The sequence below is a fragment of the Comamonas testosteroni genome, from assembly GCF_000761245.1.
In the GTDB taxonomy this organism is placed as follows: domain Bacteria; phylum Pseudomonadota; class Gammaproteobacteria; order Burkholderiales; family Burkholderiaceae_C; genus Comamonas; species Comamonas testosteroni_C.
In genome coordinates, this window is the sequence record NZ_AWOR01000096.1 from 1 (window position 1) to 1,642 (window position 1,642).

Annotated in this window: 1 protein-coding gene; it reads right to left on the reverse strand. The window is 59.6% G+C overall.

Features of this window, described 5'->3' with window-relative positions:
• On the reverse strand, positions 1 to 1,642 hold a 1,642-nt coding region (locus tag P353_RS25360; RefSeq protein WP_034375818.1), incomplete at both ends, for a Tn3 family transposase.

Below are 1,642 nucleotides of genomic sequence, written 5' to 3' on the forward strand. Positions count from 1 at the left end.
CTTGCGCAACATCAGCGAGGCCGTCACCGTACCCTGCTTGATCGAAGTGGCGAACCGCAAGATTTCATCCCAATGGGCGCGTATCTGCTTGATGTTCAGCCGGTCGCTGCTAATCATCGGCTTGAGCGCGTCATAGGCGGCATCGCCCTTTGGGATGAATAGCTTGGTGTCGCCCAGGTCTCGGATACGTGGCGCGAATCGGAAGCCCAGTAGGTGCATCAGGCCGAAGACATGATCGGTAAAGCCCGCTGTGTCGGTGTAGTGCTCCTCGATCCGCAAGTCCGACTCGTGGTACAGCAGGCCATCGAGCACATAGGTTGAATCACGCACGCCGACGTTGACTACCTTGGTGCTGAAGGGCGCGTACTGGTCGGAGATATGGGTATAAAACGTCCGGCCTGGACTGCTTCCATACTTCGGGTTGATATGCCCGGTGCTCTCCGCTTTGCTGCCGGTTCTGAAATTTTGGCCATCCGACGATGACGTGGTGCCATCGCCCCAGTTTCCGGCAAAGGATTGCCGGAACTGCGCGTTGACCAGTTCGGCCAGCGCCGTTGAGTACGTTTCATCCCGGATGTGCCAGGCTTGCAGCCACGACAGCTTGGCGTAAGTCGTGCCTGGGCAGGACTCGGCCATCTTGGTTAGCCCGAGATTGATGCCATCAGCCAGGATCGTCGTCAGCAGCAAGGTTTTGTCCTTGGCCGTGTCGCCGGTCTTCAGATGCGTGAAATGCCGGGTGAAGCCTGTCCACTCATCAACTTCCATCAGCAGTTCGGTAATCTTGACGTGTGGCAGCAGCATCGCCGACTGGTCGATTAGGGCTTGTGCGGTCTCCGGCACCGCCGCGTCCAGCGGCGTGATCTTCAGGCCGGACTCGGTAATGATGGCATCCGGCAGATCATTGGCCGCCGCCATGCGGTTGACGGTGGCAAGCTGCTGTTCCAGCAATGCCAGTCGGTCGTGCAAATACTGATCGCAATCGGTGGCCACTGCCAGCGACAATTCGTTGGCCAGCTTCAGAGTAGCGAACTTCTCGGCCGGCACCAGGTACTCATCAAAGTCCTTGAACTGGCGCGAACCCTGCACCCAGACATCGCCTGATCGCAGCGCGTTCTTTAGCTCTGACAGGGCGCACAGCTCGTAGTAGCGCCGGTCAATGCCATCGTCCGTGAGCACCAGTTTCGCCCAGCGTGGCTTGATGAATGCGGTCGGCGCGTCGGCGGGCACCTTGCGGGCGTTGTCGCTGTTCATGCCGCGAAGCACCTCGATGGCATCGAGTACGCCCTTGGCGGCTGGTGCCGCCCGTAACTTAAGTACGTCCAGGAACTGCGGCGCGTAGCGGCGCAACGTGGCGTAGCTTTCACCGATGCGATGCAGAAAGTCGAAGCTCTCCGGCTGCGCGAGCTTTTGCGCCTCCGTGACGCTGGCGGCGAAGGTATCCCACGGCATTACGGCCTCGATGGCGGCGAACGGATCGCCGCCGCTCTGTTTGGCTTCCAGCAAGGCTTGGCCGATGCGGCCATACATCCGCACCTTGTCATTGATCGCCTTGCCGGAAGCCTGAAACTGCTGCTGATGCTTGTTCTTGGCGGCGTTGAATAGTTTGCCAATGATGCGGTCGTGCAGGTCGATGATTTCGTCG